The sequence below is a fragment of the Micromonospora sp. NPDC049081 genome, from assembly GCF_040648835.1.
In the GTDB taxonomy this organism is placed as follows: domain Bacteria; phylum Actinomycetota; class Actinomycetes; order Mycobacteriales; family Micromonosporaceae; genus Micromonospora; species Micromonospora antibiotica.
The window spans coordinates 25,910-40,426 of sequence record NZ_JBEZEK010000012.1 but is presented as its reverse complement, the minus strand read 5'-3'; the positions used below and the strand labels follow the sequence as shown (position 1 = coordinate 40,426).

19 protein-coding genes and 1 pseudogene are annotated in these 14,517 nt (G+C 70.9%); 12 read left to right on the top strand and 8 right to left on the bottom strand.

Features of this window, described 5'->3' with window-relative positions:
• Positions 1-16: 16 nt before the first annotated feature.
• The 7 genes from rlmN to AB0B63_RS18705 form a co-directional block, all read right to left on the bottom strand.
• On the bottom strand, positions 17-1,168 hold the full coding sequence (gene rlmN, locus AB0B63_RS18735; RefSeq protein WP_208567174.1) for a 23S rRNA (adenine(2503)-C(2))-methyltransferase RlmN: 1,152 nt from the start codon (positions 1,166-1,168) through the stop codon (positions 17-19).
• A gap of 104 nt (positions 1,169-1,272) precedes the next feature.
• A complete protein-coding gene (locus AB0B63_RS18730; RefSeq protein WP_357020177.1) occupies positions 1,273-2,586 on the bottom strand; it encodes a phosphatidate cytidylyltransferase in 1,314 nt (437 codons plus the stop codon).
• A 276-nt stretch (positions 2,587-2,862) separates the two neighbouring features.
• The gene (frr, locus tag AB0B63_RS18725) at positions 2,863-3,420 is read right to left on the bottom strand and encodes a ribosome recycling factor (RefSeq protein WP_208567176.1); all 558 of its coding nucleotides are present in this window, start codon (positions 3,418-3,420) and stop codon (positions 2,863-2,865) included.
• A gap of 84 nt (positions 3,421-3,504) precedes the next feature.
• Complete coding sequence (gene pyrH / locus AB0B63_RS18720; protein ID WP_219468356.1) at positions 3,505-4,272, bottom strand: UMP kinase; 768 nt, start codon at positions 4,270-4,272, stop codon at positions 3,505-3,507.
• Between the two features lie 170 nt (positions 4,273-4,442).
• A complete protein-coding gene (tsf, locus tag AB0B63_RS18715; RefSeq protein ID WP_208567177.1) occupies positions 4,443-5,270 on the bottom strand; it encodes a translation elongation factor Ts in 828 nt (275 codons plus the stop codon).
• Positions 5,271-5,402: 132 nt separating this feature from the next.
• A complete protein-coding gene (gene rpsB, locus AB0B63_RS18710) occupies positions 5,403-6,305 on the bottom strand; it encodes a 30S ribosomal protein S2 (protein ID WP_357020171.1) in 903 nt (300 codons plus the stop codon).
• A 457-nt stretch (positions 6,306-6,762) separates the two neighbouring features.
• Positions 6,763-7,923 (bottom strand): hypothetical protein, encoded by a 1,161-nt coding sequence (locus tag AB0B63_RS18705; RefSeq protein WP_357020168.1) that lies wholly within the window; start codon positions 7,921-7,923, stop codon positions 6,763-6,765.
• Positions 7,924-8,156: 233 nt separating this feature from the next.
• On the opposite strand from AB0B63_RS18705, the gene AB0B63_RS18700 reads away from it, so the two are divergent.
• From AB0B63_RS18700 to AB0B63_RS18690, 3 genes and pseudogenes are all read left to right on the top strand, one after another.
• Positions 8,157-8,516 carry a YraN family protein gene (locus tag AB0B63_RS18700; RefSeq protein ID WP_357020165.1) on the top strand — a complete coding sequence of 120 codons (360 nt, stop codon included), beginning with the start codon at positions 8,157-8,159 and terminating at the stop codon, positions 8,514-8,516.
• A gap of 154 nt (positions 8,517-8,670) precedes the next feature.
• A pseudogene (locus tag AB0B63_RS18695) lies at positions 8,671-8,922 on the top strand (magnesium chelatase domain-containing protein); the annotation flags it as partial.
• A gap of 32 nt (positions 8,923-8,954) precedes the next feature.
• Complete coding sequence (locus tag AB0B63_RS18690) at positions 8,955-10,442, top strand: recombinase family protein (RefSeq protein WP_357020162.1); 1,488 nt, start codon at positions 8,955-8,957, stop codon at positions 10,440-10,442.
• On the opposite strand, the gene AB0B63_RS18685 is transcribed toward AB0B63_RS18690, so the two are convergent.
• Complete coding sequence (locus AB0B63_RS18685; protein ID WP_357020160.1) at positions 10,439-10,855, bottom strand: helix-turn-helix transcriptional regulator; 417 nt, start codon at positions 10,853-10,855, stop codon at positions 10,439-10,441. The two genes, AB0B63_RS18690 and AB0B63_RS18685, sit on opposite strands and share 4 nt — an antisense overlap.
• Positions 10,856-11,060: 205 nt before the next feature.
• Here AB0B63_RS18685 and AB0B63_RS18680 point away from each other — a divergent pair, with 205 nt between their 5' ends.
• From AB0B63_RS18680 to AB0B63_RS18640, 9 genes are all read left to right on the top strand, one after another.
• Positions 11,061-11,351 carry a helix-turn-helix transcriptional regulator gene (locus AB0B63_RS18680; protein WP_357020157.1) on the top strand — a complete coding sequence of 97 codons (291 nt, stop codon included), beginning with the start codon at positions 11,061-11,063 and terminating at the stop codon, positions 11,349-11,351.
• On the top strand, positions 11,348-11,551 hold the full coding sequence (locus tag AB0B63_RS18675) for a hypothetical protein (protein WP_357020154.1): 204 nt from the start codon (positions 11,348-11,350) through the stop codon (positions 11,549-11,551). The genes AB0B63_RS18680 and AB0B63_RS18675 overlap by 4 nt, the downstream gene beginning before the upstream one ends.
• Positions 11,548-11,709, top strand: coding sequence for a hypothetical protein (locus AB0B63_RS18670; RefSeq protein ID WP_357020151.1), 162 nt, complete (start codon positions 11,548-11,550; stop codon positions 11,707-11,709). The genes AB0B63_RS18675 and AB0B63_RS18670 overlap by 4 nt, the downstream gene beginning before the upstream one ends.
• Positions 11,706-12,524, top strand: coding sequence for a phage antirepressor KilAC domain-containing protein (locus AB0B63_RS18665; RefSeq protein WP_357020148.1), 819 nt, complete (start codon positions 11,706-11,708; stop codon positions 12,522-12,524). Before AB0B63_RS18670 ends, AB0B63_RS18665 begins: the two co-directional genes overlap by 4 nt.
• 82 nt (positions 12,525-12,606) lie before the next feature.
• A complete protein-coding gene (locus tag AB0B63_RS18660) occupies positions 12,607-12,870 on the top strand; it encodes a hypothetical protein (protein ID WP_357020145.1) in 264 nt (87 codons plus the stop codon).
• Positions 12,867-13,046 carry a hypothetical protein gene (locus AB0B63_RS18655; protein ID WP_357020142.1) on the top strand — a complete coding sequence of 60 codons (180 nt, stop codon included), beginning with the start codon at positions 12,867-12,869 and terminating at the stop codon, positions 13,044-13,046. Before AB0B63_RS18660 ends, AB0B63_RS18655 begins: the two co-directional genes overlap by 4 nt.
• Positions 13,043-13,876, top strand: a complete 834-nt coding sequence (locus tag AB0B63_RS18650) for a DNA adenine methylase (protein ID WP_357020139.1) — start codon at positions 13,043-13,045, stop codon at positions 13,874-13,876. The genes AB0B63_RS18655 and AB0B63_RS18650 overlap by 4 nt, the downstream gene beginning before the upstream one ends.
• Positions 13,873-14,064, top strand: a complete 192-nt coding sequence (locus AB0B63_RS18645; protein WP_357020136.1) for a hypothetical protein — start codon at positions 13,873-13,875, stop codon at positions 14,062-14,064. Before AB0B63_RS18650 ends, AB0B63_RS18645 begins: the two co-directional genes overlap by 4 nt.
• Positions 14,061-14,414: a hypothetical protein gene (locus AB0B63_RS18640; RefSeq protein WP_357020133.1), complete on the top strand. Its 354-nt coding sequence runs from the start codon at positions 14,061-14,063 to the stop codon at positions 14,412-14,414. Before AB0B63_RS18645 ends, AB0B63_RS18640 begins: the two co-directional genes overlap by 4 nt.
• The last annotated feature ends 103 nt before the right edge of the window (positions 14,415-14,517 follow it).

Sequence of the window (14,517 nt, the reverse complement as noted above, 5' to 3'; positions counted from 1 at the left end):
TCCTGGTCTCGTACCGCTACGCCCGGTCGCGCCCGCGCGGCGCTTCGATGTCACTGTCCACCGCGGCAGCCAACTGCCCGCACGCACCGTCGATCTCACGCCCCCGGGTGTCACGCACCGTGGTGGAGACGCCGGACTCCCGCAACCGTCGGACGAACTCCCGCTCCACCGGCTTGGCGCTGGCGTCCCACCGGCTACCCGGTGTCGGATTGAGCGGGATGAGGTTGACGTGCGCCGACCTACCGGCCAGCAACCGCCCGAGCAGGTCGGCCCGCCACGGCTGATCGTTCACGTCTTTGATCATCGCGTACTCGATCGACACCCGGCGCCCCGTCGTCGCCGCGTAGTCCCACGCTGCGTCCAGCACCTCGGCTACCTTCCAGCGCTGGTTGACCGGCACGAGTTCGTCGCGCAGCTCATCATCGGGCGCATGCAGCGACAACGCAAGGGTCACCGCGAGGTCTTCGCTGGCCAGTCGGCGGATGGCCGGCACCAGACCGACCGTGGAGACGGTGATGTGCCGCTGCGACAGACCCAACCCCTCCGGGGCCGGCGCGACCAGCCGCCGGATCGCCGTGACGACCCGGGAGTAGTTGGCCAGCGGCTCGCCCATGCCCATGAACACGACGTGCGACAACCGGGGCGGCGACCCGGCCACCGCGCCCGAGGCGGCGACCCCGGCGAGATAGACCGCCTGGTCGACGATCTCGGCGGCGGACAGGTTACGGGTCAGCCCGGCCTGGCCGGTGGCGCAGAACGGGCAGGCCATGCCGCAACCCGCCTGGCTGGAGATACAGACGGTCACCCGGTCCGGGTAACCCATCAGCACGCTCTCCACCAGCGACCCGTCGTGCAACCGCCACAGCGCCTTACGGGTGGCCCCGTCGTCGCAGGCCAGCTCGCGGACCGGGGTGAGCAGCCGGGGCAGCAGCGCCCCGGCCAACCGGTCCCGGGTGGCCGCCGGCAGGTCGGTCATCTCGGCCGGGTCGCGCACCAGTCGCCCGAAGTAGTGGTGGGAGACCTGCTGGGCCCGGAAGGCTGGTTCACCCAGCTCGGTGACGAGCGCCCGCCGGCCCGGCAGGTCCAGGTCGGCGAGGTGTCGGGGTGGCATCGCCGGGCGGCGGCCGGGGGCGTCCGGGTCAACGGGGATCACAGGCAGGCTCGTCATGGCTGGTCCAGTCTGTCACGCCGGTCGCCGGACCCACCCGTCCGGAGGTGCCGAATCGGCCCCCACCAGGGGGACCACCCGGGTGGCGCGGCGTGATTCATCCCTCAGCCCACCACCGGCACGAGGACCGCCAGCAGCAGGTAGGCGGTGGGTACGGCGAACAGGATCGAGTCCAACCGGTCCATCAGGCCACCGTGCCCCGGCAGCAGGGTGCTCATGTCCTTCACGCCGAGGTCCCGTTTGATCATCGACTCGGCGAGGTCGCCCAGCACCGCCGCGCCGGAGACCGCCATCCCGAACACCGCACCCCACCAGGGCGCCACGTCGAAGAGCAGCCAGATCAGCAGGGCACTGCCGAGCGCTGCGGCGGCGACCGAGCCGGCGAACCCCTCCCAGGATTTCTTCGGGCTGATCCTGGGTGCCATCGGGTGCCTACCGAAGGACACCCCGGCGGCGTACCCGCCGGTGTCGGAGAGCACCACGCCGACCACGGTGACCAGCACCCGCAGGTGGCCGTCGCCCGGAGCCGCCGCGAGCATCGCCGCGAAACCACCCAGGAACGGCACGTAGACCGCGATCAGGGTGGCCGCGGTGATGTCCCGTTGGAAGCCGGCCGGGCCGTCACCCAGCCGCCAGACCATCGCGCCCAGCACGGTGACCAGCAGCCCCAGGCTCAGCGCGTCCGGCCCGGCGAACCAGGCCAACCCGATGGTGAGCACGCCACCGGCGAGCAGCGGCACCAGCGGCGGGTGGGCGCCGCTGCGCCGGACCGCGCGGGTCATCTCCCAGATGCCCACCCCGATCGCGCCGGCCAGCACGGCCAGAAAGCCGGGCAGGAAGAAGAAGAGCGGCACCAGGACCAACGCGCCGAGCCCCAGCCCGACACCGATGGCGGCCGGCAGGTTACGGCCGGCCCGCCCGGTCGCCGGCAGTGGGGTGGCCGGCCGGTCGGCACTGGCCCGCCGCCGGCCCCGGAACCGTCGACCGGCCGGTGGCTCCGGATCCGCCTCGGCATCGGGCGACGGCAGGCGCGACCCGGTGCCGCCGTCGTCACCGACCGGGACGAACTGGGGGGTCGGCAGGTCGCCGTCGCGCACCGGCGTCAGGTGCGCGGTCGGGGCGTCGTCGTCGCGCACCACGGCGAACTGCGCGGTCGAGGCGTCGTCGGCGAGCGGCCCGCCCGGGTGATCGGCACCGAAGAGGTCACCGACCGGTTCGTCGTACGGCCCGCCGTTCGGCTCGTCGTGGCCACGCACCGGTGGCCGGAGCGGGGCCTGCGGCCCGGCCGACAATCCGGGGCCGGACTGCCGGGGCGACCACGGTTCGACCTCCCGTTCCGGCCAGGGCAGAGCCGGGGGACGGTCGGACCGCTCCCAGCCACGGGGCTCGGTGCCGCTGTAGGGGTCGAGGGGGGACATCACGCACCGGACGAGGGTGCGAGTGCCACCACATGACGCAAGACCACAACCATCCCCTACCCGCGTGACTACTTCCGGTTGACCGGCCCGACGACCGATCGATCCCCGCCGTTCACCGCCCGGTGGCCAGGAATCCTGCCGAGCCTACTGCACCGGCCAGCCGGGCACGGTGGACGTCGGCACGGTGGACGTCAGCACGGCGGTCCGGCCGACGGACGACGACGGCACCGGCGCTGCCTCCGCAGAGCGGTGACGCGCCGGTGCCGTGGGCCGGGCTCAGACTTCGAGCAACTCCGACTCCTTGTGCTTGACCAGCTCGTCGACCATGGCGACGTAACGCTGGGTCATGTCGTCGAGTTCCTTCTCGGCGCGGCGGCCGTCGTCCTCGCCGACCTCACCGTCCTTGACCAGGCGGTCCAGCTCTTCCTTGCCCTTGCGGCGGACGTTGCGGACCGCCACCTTGGCCTCCTCGCCCTTGTGCCGAGCCACCTTGATCATCTCGCGGCGACGTTCCTCGGTCATCTGCGGGAGCAGGATGCGCAGCTGGTTGCCCTCGTTGTTCGGGTTCAACCCCAGGTCGGAGTCGCGGATCGCCTTCTCCATGGCGTTGATCTGCGAGTTGTCGTACGGCTTGATGATGGCCATGCGCGGCTCCGGCACCCCGATGGACGCCATCTGGGGCAGCGGGGTCGGCGTGCCGTAGTAGTCGATGATGACCTTGGAGAACATGGCGGCGTTGGCGCGACCGGTACGGATGGCGCCGAACTCCTCCTTGGCGTGCTCGACCGCACGCTCCATCTTCTCCTCGGCCTCGAGGAGGGTGTCGTCGATCACCGGTCTCCTCGCCTCCTTCTGTTGCTCGTCGTGGGCTGAAGCTGCTGCTCTGGTGCGGAGGACCGCTCTGGTCGCCGGGACCGGTCAGGCGGTGATCAGCGTACCGATCGTGTCGCCGCCGACGGCCCGGATGATCGTGTCCTCGCCCTGGGCGCCGAAGACCAGCATCGGCAGCCCGTTCTCCATGCAGAGGCTGAACGCCGCCGCGTCGGCCACCCGCAGGTTGCGTTGCAACACCTCGGAAAAGGTGATCGAGTCGAACTTGCTGGCGGCCGGGTCGATCCGCGGGTCGGCGCTGTAGACGCCGTCCACGCCGTTCTTGCTCATCAGCACCACGTCGGCGCGGATCTCCAGCGCCCGCTGGGCGGCCACGGTGTCGGTGGAGAAGTACGGCATCCCGGCACCCGCACCGAAGATCACCACGCGTCCCTTCTCCAGGTGCCGGATCGCCCGCAGCGGAATGTACGGCTCGGCGACCTGGGCCATCGTGATCGCGCTCTGCACCCGCGTCTCGATGCCCTCCTTCTCCAGGAAGTCCTGCAACGCCAGGCAGTTCATCACCGTGCCCAGCATGCCCATGTAGTCGGCGCGGGCCCGGTCCATGCCGCGCTTCTGCAACTCCGCCCCACGGAAGAAGTTGCCGCCGCCGACCACCACGGAGACCTGCACACCACGGCGGACCACGGTGGCGATCTGCCGGGCGATGGCCTGCACGACGTCCGGGTCGACACCGATCGCCCCACCGCCGAAGACCTCACCCGAGAGCTTCAGCACCACCCGGCGGGCTCGGCCGGCCGGCGGCGCCGTCGGGTCGTCCGCCTCCAGGCTCCGGTCGTTCACAACCTGTGTCATCCGCCCCGCCCCTCCCGCGTGCGCGTCGACCGCGCCGCGTCACCGCGTACCTGCCCGTTGCCGACCCTATGCGACGAGGAGGCCGCGGTGCCTGTCGCGTACACCTGCGGCCTCCTCGTCGGCGTTGCGTGCCCGTCCGGGTGCGGCACGCGCGCCCGGACGGTGGCGGCTCAGGCCTGGCCGACCTCGAACCGGACGAAGCGGGTCACCTCGATGCCGGCCTCGGCCAGCACCTGCTTGACGGTCTTCTTGTTGTCGGAGACCGACGCCTGCTCGATCAGGACGTAGTCCTTGAAGAAGGCGTTCACCCGACCCTCGACGATCTTCGGCAGGGCCGCTTCGGGCTTGTTCTCCTCGCGGGCGGTCTGCTCGGCGATGCGCCGCTCGGACTCGACGACCTCGGCCGGCACCTCGTCACGGGTGACGTACTTCGGCCGCATCGCGGCGATCTGCATGGCGGTGCCCCGGGCGTCGGCGTCGCCGGCCTCGTCGGTCTTGCCGCTGTACTCCACCAGCACACCGACGGCCGGCGGCAGGTCCTGGCTCTTGCGGTGCAGATAGACCGCGACGGTGCCGTCGAGCTTGGCGAAGCGGTTGAGCACCAGCTTTTCGCCGATCTTGGCGGACTGCTCCTGGATCAGGTCGGCGACGGTCTTGCCGTCCAGCTCGGTGGCGAGCAGCTCCTCGGCGGTGCCGACGCCGCTGCGCTCACCGTGCTCGACCAGCTGCTGGGCCAGCGCGACGAACGCGTCGGTCTTGGCCACGAAGTCGGTCTCGCAGTTGAGCTCCAGCAGCGCCTTGCCGGAGTGCGCGACGAGGCCGTTGGCGGCGGTCCGGCCGGCCCGCTTGCCGACGTCCTTGGCGCCCTTGACGCGCAGGATCTCGACGGCCTTGTCGAAGTCGCCCTCAGCCTCGGTGAGCGCCTTCTTGCAGTCCATCATGCCGGCGCCGGTGAGGTCGCGGAGCTTCTTGACGTCCGCGGCGGTGAAGTTGGACATGACTCTCTCTTCGGGTGTTGAGTCTGCGGTGGGTGGTCTGGGATGCCGGCTACCCGGAACAGGCCGGATGCGCCCGGCGGTGACCGCCGGACCCCGCCGCCCGGACGGACGGCGGGGATCCGGCGGTACGGGTCACTCGGCGGCGGCGGCCGCCGGCTGCTCGGCCGACTTCTGCTCGGCGGCGGGCTGCTCGGCGGCGGCAGGCTCGGCGGCCGGCTGCTCGGCGGCGGCGGGCTGCTCGTCGGCCTTCTTCGGCTCCAGCAGCTCACGCTCCCACTCGGTCAGCGGCTCGTCGCTGCCGACCTGACCCGCCTCCGGCTTCTCGTCGCCACCACGACGACGGCCGGACCGGGCGATCAGACCGTCGGCGACGGCGGCGGCCACCACCCGGGTCAGCAGCTCGGCGGAGCGGATCGCGTCGTCGTTGCCCGGGATCGGGAAGTCGACCTCGTCCGGGTCGCAGTTGGTGTCCAGCACCGCGATCACCGGGATGCCCAGCTTGCGGGCCTCGTCGACGGCGATGTGCTCCTTCTTGGTGTCGACGATCCAGACCGCGGCCGGGAGCTTCTGCATGTCCCGCAGGCCACCAAGGGTCTTGGTGAGCTTGGTCTTCTCGCGGAACAGCTGCAGGGTCTCCTTCTTGGTGTAGCCGGCGGCGGTGCCGGTCAGGTCACCGAGCGCCTCCAGCTCCTTCATCCGCTGGAGCCGCTTGTACACCGTCTGGAAGTTGGTCAGCATGCCACCGAGCCAGCGGTGGTTGACGTACGGCTGGCCGACCCGGGTGGCCTGCTCGGAGATGGCCTCCTGAGCCTGCTTCTTGGTGCCGACGAACAGGATGCTGCCGCCCTCGGCCACCGTGTTGCGCACGAAGTCGTACGCCTTCTCGATGTAGTCGAGGGTCTGGCGCAGGTCGATGATGTAGATGCCGTTGCGCTCGGTCATGATGAAGCGCTTCATCTTCGGGTTCCAGCGCCGGGTCTGGTGCCCGAAGTGGACACCGCTCTCCAGCAGCTGACGCATGGTCACGACGGCCATGGTGGGGTACTCCTCAAGATCCCTGGTTGTCACGCCCGGCCGGTGGCCGGGCGTCCTGGTGCCTGGTCGCCGGCCCATGGTGGGCCCGAAGGAGATCGGGACCAGGGAGGCCGTCGCCCCACGACGAGACGTGGAGAGGGCACGCGAGGTCGACCGCCGAGGCGGTCGCCAAGAGGCCAGTGTACGCCCCCGCCCTGCCACCCGACCCCCGCCCCACCATCTAGCCGCGCATCCGGTTCCCGCTCCCGGCTCCCGGCTCTCGGGTCCCAGCTCCCGGTCTCGGGTCTCGGGGCTCAGCTCCCGGGTCCCGGGTTGGATCGGGCGGGTGCCGAGGTGTCGGCAGGCGACGGGGGTCCAGCGGGTCGGCGCGGGTGACGGTTCTCCGCAGACCGCCGTTCGACGGGCGGTCCGGGGGGCGCGGTTCAGGGGGGTGGTTCAGGGACCGTCCGGGGGCGGTTCAGCGGGCGGCGAGGGCGGCGGCGAGGAAGAGGACCAGCCCGACGGTGAGGTAGGCGGTCGGCGGGCGCAGCCAGCCCCGGGCCCCGTCGGTCATCGCCAGGCCACCGGTGCGCAGCCCGTACAGGCCGCCGGCGAAGACCGGCAACCCGATCACCAGGAAGATGCCCACGACGACGTGCGACGCCGAGACCGGGTCACCGGTGAGTCCGTGCAGCAGCACCCGCAGCGCGGGAACCTCGAAGACCAGGGCCGACAACCCCAGCAGCACCGCCAGGGCCGGCCGCCGGGTGCGGTACACGCCCTCCGAGGTCGGGCCACCCGTGCGGTACGCCCCGTCCGGGCTGGCCAGGTCGTCCACCCGCGGCGTGACCGGCGCCATCGGGCCGGTCGGCACCTCCAGGGGGGAGGGCTCCGCCGGTCGGGTGGGTTCGACGATCGGGTAGTTGCCCAGCGCCGCCGGCCGGACCGGATCGGTCCCCGCCAGCGGGCCGACCCCGCTGACCCCCAACAGGCCGGAATCGGCGGTGAACCGGCCGGTGCCACTGTCACCGCTGCCGAGTCGACCACCCCCGGTACCACCCAACCGGCCCGTACCGGTATCGCCGACACGCCGCCCGATGCCGGTGTCGGACAGCCGGCCGGTACCCGTATCGGACAAGCGGTCGGTGCCGGTGTCGGACAGCCGGCCGGTACCGGTGTCGCCAACGCCCCGGCCAATACCGGTGTCGGACAGGCGGCCGGTGCCGGTGTCGCCCACGCCCCGCACCGGGATGCCGCCGAGCGGGCCCGCACCGGTGTCCCCGAGCGGGCCGACGCCACTGACTGCGGCCTCGCGGGCGGCGCGTCGACCCACCCGGTCACCGGGCAGTTCGCCGGAGACATCCGGGTCGTCCCGGCGGGACCGGGTCGGCCGGTATCCGGTGCTCTCGCCCCCGGCGGCACCCAACGGATCAGCCGTGTCGAGGCGTCCCGAGTCGAAACGGCTGGCGTCCCCGTACCGGCCTTCCTCGGCAGCTCGTTGGTCGGGGGTGCGGGCCTCGTCGTCGCGCCGGCGCACCCCGCTCGCCGTCCGCCAGTCGGAGTCGTCGTACGCGCGTTCCCGGCCGGCCGGGTACCAGCGTGACTCCTGATCTTCGGGGTAGCTCCGTCGTGCGTCCACGTCCGGCACCGTATGCGACCGACCCGCCCGGCGCCATTCGCAGGTCGTACCGGCCGACGGGACCGATCGGACGGGTCGACGGACGATCGCCGGCACCCCCGGGAGCAGGGCATCAGCAGATCACATAGCAGGTCTGGGCCTTGATCGTCCGCTCGTCCACAGGGCGTCGAGTTGTCCACAGGTGCGGCCTCGGATGTCGCGCCCACCCCCGCCCCACCCGCAGCCTGACGGGCATGACGAAGCGGAACCAGGCGATCGGCGCGTACGGCGAGAGGTGCGCCGTACGGCATCTGATCGGGGCCGGGCTGCGCCCGGTGGCCCGTAACTGGCGCTGCCGCGAAGGTGAGATCGACGTCATCGCGTGGGACGGCCCGGTCCTCGCCTTCTGCGAGGTGAAGACCCGACGCGGCGACGCCTACGGCAGCCCCGCCGAGGCGGTCGTCCCGGCCAAGGCCCGACGGCTGCGGGGGCTCGCCGCCCGCTGGCTGGCCGAGACCGGGACGGCCACCGACGAGGTGCGTTTCGACGTCCTGTCGGTCCGGTTGCCGCCGGCCGGTCCGGCGCAGGTCGAGCACCTCAAGGGGGCCTTCTGATGATCCCGACCCGCCACCGCGCCCGGCCGGCCCTGGCCCGCCACCGCGCCCGGACGGCCCCGACTGGCCACCGCGCCCGGCCAGCCCTGGCCCGTCACCGCGCCCGTCGGGTCATCCGGCACCACGCCGGGCGGCCGGGGGCAGGGGTGGCACGGTGAGCTACGCCAAGGTGCACGCGGTCGGCCTGGTGGGGGTCACCGGCCACCTGGTCGAGGTGGAGGCGGACCTCTCCCCCGGGCTACCGGCCGTGGTCATCTCGGGGCTGCCGGACACCGCCCTGCACGAGGCCCGGGACCGGGTCCGCGCCGCCGTGGTCAACTCCGGCCAGCGCTGGCCCAACCGCCGGATCACCCTCAACCTGCTTCCCGCCACGCTCCCCAAGTACGGCTCGGCGTTCGACCTGGCTAACTCTGATCTAGGCCGTGTATAAGAAAGGTCATGAGACGGGCCGCGATCTACTGCCGCATCTCCTCCGACCGTGAAGGACTCGCCCTCGGCGTCACCCGACAAGAAGAGGACTGCCGGGAGTTGGCCAGACGGCACGGCTACACCATCGTGCGCGTCTTCAAGGACAACGACACGTCGGCCAGCCGGCACTCCAAGAAGCCGCGCCCCGAGTTCACCGAGATGATGCAGCTCGCCGAAGCAGGCCAGTTTGATGCGATCATCTCCTGGTCGACGTCGCGGCTTACTCGCCGACCCCTCGAACATGAGCGGCTAATCCCTCTGTTCGAAGAACACAAGATCCTCATCCACACGGTCAAGGCAGGCGACCACGACTACACCACTGCCCGGGGTCGACGCCGCGCCCGGGAAGACGCGGCCCGGGACGCCGAGGAGGTGGAGGAAGCCGCCGAGCGTAGCCGCCGACAGAAAATCCAGGCGGCGATGGCCGGCGAATGGCGGGGCGGCCGTCGCCCGTACGGCTACGGACCGGTCGTCGGGACAGACGCAAAATCCGGTGCCCCCATCATCGACTGCGACCGGCTTGAACCTGCGGAGGCCGCCGAGATTAGGCAGGCCACTGCTGCCGTCATCGCTGGGGCATCCCTGCGGAGTCTCGCCGCCGACATGAACGCGCGAGGTTGTCTCACCTCCACGGGCAAGAAGTGGACGGGGGCCGAGCTGCGTAGGGTGCTGCTTCGGGCGCGCAACGCTGGCCTGATCGAGATCAAGGATGACAACGGGGCGATGAAGGTTGTCGCCAAGGCGAAATGGCCGAAGATCGTGAACGAGGAGGAGTGGCAGGCCGCTGTGGCGGTCCTGTCCGATCCGACACGGCGCACCAACCACACCAACAGTGCCCAACGGTGGCTTGGTTCTGGCCTGTACCGGTGCGCGGTGTGCGGTGACACCGTCCGCGCCACCCAGGTTAGGGGTCGGCGTGGTGAGCCGCGCAGCGGGCTGACCGTCTACCGGTGCCGGAAAACGACCATGCGCGACCGGGAGCATGTCACCAAACGGGTCGACCAGGTAGACGACTTGGTATCCAGGGTGGTGGTGGGGTGGATGACGCAGCCGGAAGCGTTGGCGGCCCTGCGCCCGTCGTCGGATGTGGACGTGCCGCTGCTGAGGGCGGAGGCGACGTCTTTGCGGCGTCGCCTCGACGAGGCCGACCACATGTTCGCTGCGGGTGAGCTGGATCGGCGCAGACTGGCGAAGATTTCTTCCGAGGTGCGGGAGAAGTTGAAGCAGGTGGAGTTGCGGCTGACCGAAGCCGCGTCGACCGGGCCGCTGGCGGGGGTGGCGGACGCCGCCGATGTGGGGGCAGCGTGGTCTGCACTCGATGTGTCCCGCCAGCAGGCGATCATCGAGGCGATCTGCGATGTGGAGTTGCACCCGAGCAGGAAGGGACGGCCGCCCGGCTGGCAGCCGGGACAGCCGTACTTCGATCCGGAGACGGTGGTGTTTCGGTGGCGGCGTTAGCCGGCGCGACGGTCGGAGGTGTTTCCACCGGTTCGGGTGCGCAGTTCCCTCAGGTAGCCGAGTAGGGCTTCCTTCGCCACCGAGGGCACGCGCGGGTCGCGGAGGATTTCGACGACCTCCTCCAGGTCTTCGGGGAGGCGTTCGCGTAGTTCGGTGGAGGGGTGGAGTTCTTCGGCGGTGATGTAGCCGAGGGCTACGGCCGCTTCCCGTGGGTCGATGCCGAGAACCAGGCAGACCGCCCGGACTTGTTCGGGTTCCGGTCGGCTGGCGTCGCCGCTTTCCCAGCGGAGCAGGGTGGAGCGACTGACGGGTGACCGTTCGACGAGCTGGTCTTGGGTCCAGCCGAGGCGGGTTCGGGCGTCGCGGATGAGGGCGGCGAAGGCTTTTCCGCGCTCGTTGGATGGGCTGGTCACTGCCAGAAGGTAAGGCCCGTTTTGGGCTGGTGTCTGCGCCGTCCATGGCACGTCCTGCGTCTGATACATGAGACCTTGCTCCCCAGCTTGGCAGCTCACCGTAGTTGACTGGCCACAATCCTCCCACTATCCATCGATAAAGACTGCGCTTCGGGTTACGTGTCATCCCTTGCGCCTCATGTATGACACGTGAAACGATAGTGTCATGTACGAAACCCCACCTCCGCGCACCCGCTCCGGTCGTGGTGCCCAGCGCGGACAAGCGTTCGCCGCTCTCATCGTCGCCGCCCGCCGCCGGCACGGCCTCACCCAGGACGACGTCATCGTCCGGTCGAAGGTCAGCCGCTCCACCCTCCTCCGTTGGGAGGCTGGAGACGCCACCCGCCCAAACCCCGACCATGTTCGCGCCGTGTGCAACGCCGTCGGTGTCGACCAGCGGGACGCCCTCATGGCGTTGGGTTACCTGACCACCGACGAGATCGCCCCGGCCGCATGACCATGGCCGAACCGACGCCCATCCGGCCGCCCCTGTCGGCGGTCGACGCCTATGTGGCGCGGATTGTTGCCGACGCCCCAGCGTTGACGCAGGAGCAGAAGGTCACGATCGCGGCTCTCCTCGGCCCGCAGTTGGCGAAGGCTGCTGCCGGCGCGGCACCGAAGCTCACCACGCGGCGATCCCGGCGGCGTGCCGCATGACCGCCGCCACGATCATCCACTCGGCCGGCACCGCCCGCCCGCTGTTGTCCGGTGGTTGGGCTGACTGCGGCGGCACGTTCCCGACGATCGTCACCGACCGGGATGCGTCCTGCCGGGTGCTGGACGCCCTCGCTCAGGCGAAGGTGGCACGCCGGTGACCGACCTCGACATCCGCGCCACCAGCGCCCCCTTCGACGCCATCAAGCGGGTCGACCCGGACGGCACCGAATGGTGGTCCGCCCGGGATCTTATGCCGCTGCTCGGCTACGACCAGTGGCGACGCTTCGAGGACGCCATCGAGCGGGCAGAACTTGCCGCCCGCAACACGGGCCACCACACCGAGCAGGCTTTTTGCCGGCTCCGGCAAGAAGGAACCGGTGGTGCGCCCCGCGCCGACTTCCGGCTCACCCGCTACGCCGCCTACTTGGTGGCTCTCAACGGTGACCCCCGCAAGGCCGAGGTTGCTGCCGCGCAGTCCTACTTCGTGGTGAAGACCCGGCAGGCGGAGGTTCGTGAGGAACTGGACGAGCTTGAGGTTGCCCGCCGGTATGTGAAGGCGATCGAGGACAAGCGTGCTGCCATTGCCCGCGCCGAGGTTGCAGAGCAGCGGCTTGCGGTCGCCGCCCCGAAGGCGGAGCACTGGGATGTTCTCGCCTCCGCTGACGGTGACTACTCGGTCGCCGACGCGGCGAAGATCCTGTCCCGCGACCCGAGCATCAAGCTCGGGCAGGGCCGCCTGTTCACCGTCCTGTTTCAGATGGGCTGGCTGTACCGGCAGCGCGGAGACAGTCGGTGGCGGGTGTATCAGCGGCACATCGACGCCGAGCGCATGTCTGAGCTGCCGTCTTCCCACTACCACCCGCGCACCGGCGAGCTGGTGTTGGACGCCCCGCAGGTGCGGGTGACGGCCCGGGGTGTCGCCGAACTGCACCGGCATCTGGGCGGTACTGCCGCGCCCCGCATCGATCCCTGAACGAGCAGACGCTCACCGGCCGGAATCCGGTGAGCGCCCGACTGCTCCGCCCCCACAACCGACCCAGCACAGGAGAACGGTTATGACGACGACGCAAGTACAGCACAGCATCCCCCGAACGGCTGACGCCACCCCTCGCATGCTGCCCGGCCCTTCCGACGACAACGCGTGGACCGCCGCCCTGGTGGTGGACATCGCCGACGTGCCGCCGTGCCGGAGTGTCGCCGAACTGGTGGACACCTACGGCACCGCCGACCCGGACGTACTGCGTGCCGGGTTCGCCCTCGCCGATGACGTTGCCGCTGCTGAGCGGTTCGCCAGCCAGGCGCGGCAGGTAGCGGCGTGACCGGCCCGGCACTGGTGCTGACGCGGGGTGCCGGCCGTCCCCCGGTGGTGGTGCCGATCGCCCCCGGCGACATGGCGGAGGCCCGGCAGCGTCAGCTCGCATGGCTGCGGTTGGAGTCGGTGCGGGCCGGTCATCGCACGGTCAGCATCGTGCCGGCTGAGGACGGCGACCGGTGAAGCCGCCCATCCCGTACTTCGGCGGGAAGATCACCACCGGCCCCGCCATCGCCGCGCTCCTGCCCACGTACGACCACTACGTGGAGCCCTACTGCGGCAGCCTCGCCGTGCTGCTCGCCAAGGCACCCAGCCGCCACGAAACCGTCAACGACCTCGACGGCGACCTCATGACGTTCTGGCGGGTCCTCCGCGACCAGCCCGACGACCTCGCCCGGGTGTGCGCCCTCACCCCACACAGCCGCGCCGAGTACGCCGCCGCCTACGAGCCCGCCGACGCCGACCTCGAACGGGCCCGCCGCATCTGGGTCCAGCTCAGCCAGAGCCGCGCCGGACAGCGCACCCGCACCGGCTGGCGGCACTTCGTCAACCCACTCGGCTCCAACTCGGGCATGCCCCGCTACCTCGCCGGCTACGTCGACCGCATCGGCCCCGCCGCCGAACGGCTCCGCGACGTGTCGTTGGAGTGCCTGCCGGCCCTGGACCTGATCGCCAAGTACGGGGCCGACGAGCGGGTGTTGCTCTACGTCGACCCGCCGTACCTCGCCAGCACTCGGCAGGCCGGAGGTGGCGGCTACGTCCACGAGATGAAGACCGAGGCCGACCACCGCGACCTGGCCGACGCTCTCCACGCCTGCAAGGCCGCCGTGGTGCTCTCCGGCTACGCCAGCGACCTCTACGACCGGGAGCTGTACCCCGGCTGGGCCCGCCACACCATCGCCGCCAGCACCGGACAGGGCGGCACCTGGGCCAACCGGACCGAAGTCCTGTGGTCCAACCGGCCACTCGGTGTTCAGCCGTCGCTGCTGGACGGATGGGAGGTGGACTCGTGAAGCGGCCGATCTTCGCGTTCGACGTGCGTGTGTGCGTCCACTGCGGCCAGCCGATCCTGCGCCCGAAGACCCGCAGTGGCCGCCGTCTGCGCTGGCTGCACACCGATCTGCGGGCCGGCTGCCTCGACGCCCTGACACGGGAGTTCACCGGTGAGGTCGCGGAGCCGCGTCGGGCGGTGGCCGCATGAGCGCCCGTCTCGGCCTTTTCTGCGGTGCCGCCCTGTTCGCCGTGTCGGTGGTGCTGGCGTTCGCCGACCTGTGGCTGCTGGCGGTGGCCGTGCTGTCAGGCCCGGCCTATCTGGCTGGCCGGTGGGACCGGCACCGTGACCGTCTGGCCGCGTTCGTGCTGCTGCGTGCGGAGCGGGATCGGGCGGTCGCTGAGGCTGCCGGTCTGTGTGACGAGCTGACCTATCAGTACGGGGTGGCGCATCCGGATCGGGTCGCCGCCGCAACTGTCGTCCGCCGGGATTGGCCGGCGATGAACCGCAACACGAACACCCGCGACGCCTCACCGTCGCACACCACCACCCCTGCTTGACCGTCCCCGGAAGGGAGCCATCCCCATGTCTCGACTCGGCCGCCTGTTCCGCAAATTGCACCCCGCAACCGCGCATGCCGTCCCGAATGCTGGCCCCACCCGC

What these genes read in the sequence shown, in the direction of transcription:
- AB0B63_RS18680 (WP_357020157.1), top strand. Translation starts at nt 11,061, where the DNA reads ATGTACGAAACCCCACCTCCGCGCACCCGCTCCGGTCGTGGTGCCCAG.
- rpsB (WP_357020171.1), bottom strand. Translation starts at nt 6,305, where the DNA reads ATGGCCGTCGTGACCATGCGTCAGCTGCTGGAGAGCGGTGTCCACTTC.
- tsf (WP_208567177.1), bottom strand. Translation starts at nt 5,270, where the DNA reads ATGTCCAACTTCACCGCCGCGGACGTCAAGAAGCTCCGCGACCTCACC.
- AB0B63_RS18700 (WP_357020165.1), top strand. Translation starts at nt 8,157, where the DNA reads ATGACGAAGCGGAACCAGGCGATCGGCGCGTACGGCGAGAGGTGCGCC.
- AB0B63_RS18640 (WP_357020133.1), top strand. Translation starts at nt 14,061, where the DNA reads ATGAGCGCCCGTCTCGGCCTTTTCTGCGGTGCCGCCCTGTTCGCCGTG.
- AB0B63_RS18675 (WP_357020154.1), top strand. Translation starts at nt 11,348, where the DNA reads ATGACCATGGCCGAACCGACGCCCATCCGGCCGCCCCTGTCGGCGGTC.
- AB0B63_RS18660 (WP_357020145.1), top strand. Translation starts at nt 12,607, where the DNA reads ATGACGACGACGCAAGTACAGCACAGCATCCCCCGAACGGCTGACGCC.
- pyrH (WP_219468356.1), bottom strand. Translation starts at nt 4,272, where the DNA reads ATGACACAGGTTGTGAACGACCGGAGCCTGGAGGCGGACGACCCGACG.
- AB0B63_RS18690 (WP_357020162.1), top strand. Translation starts at nt 8,955, where the DNA reads ATGAGACGGGCCGCGATCTACTGCCGCATCTCCTCCGACCGTGAAGGA.
- AB0B63_RS18670 (WP_357020151.1), top strand. Translation starts at nt 11,548, where the DNA reads ATGACCGCCGCCACGATCATCCACTCGGCCGGCACCGCCCGCCCGCTG.
- AB0B63_RS18730 (WP_357020177.1), bottom strand. Translation starts at nt 2,586, where the DNA reads ATGTCCCCCCTCGACCCCTACAGCGGCACCGAGCCCCGTGGCTGGGAG.
- rlmN (WP_208567174.1), bottom strand. Translation starts at nt 1,168, where the DNA reads ATGACGAGCCTGCCTGTGATCCCCGTTGACCCGGACGCCCCCGGCCGC.